This is a genomic window from Archangium violaceum Cb vi76, assembly GCF_000733295.1.
Taxonomy (GTDB): domain Bacteria; phylum Myxococcota; class Myxococcia; order Myxococcales; family Myxococcaceae; genus Archangium; species Archangium violaceum.
Genome location: NZ_JPMI01000346.1, coordinates 1 through 340 on the forward strand (window position 1 = coordinate 1; position 340 = coordinate 340).

The window sequence follows — 340 nt, forward strand, 5'->3', positions numbered from 1 at the left end:
AGCCCCACCGATGATGACTCCGACGACGACGGCATCCTGGACGGCAGCGAGGACGCCAACCGCAACGGTGTGGTGGACCCGGGTGAGACCGACCCGCGCAAAAAGGACACCGATGGCGACGGCCTCCAGGACGGCACCGAGCTGGGCCTGACCTCCCCCGAGGGCCTGGGCACCGACCTGGCTGTCTTCATCCCGGACGCAGACCCGTCCAAACGGACGGACCCGCTCGACTCCGACACCGACAACGGCGGCGTGTCCGACGGCGCCGAGGACACGAACCACGACGGCAAACTCGACCCGGGCGAGCGCAATCCGCTCGACCCCACGGATGACGTGCGCG

At 69.7% G+C, this 340-nt stretch carries 1 pseudogene; it reads left to right on the forward strand.

Features of this window, described 5'->3' with window-relative positions:
• A pseudogene (locus Q664_RS59685) lies at positions 1-340 on the forward strand (adventurous gliding motility lipoprotein CglD); the annotation flags it as partial.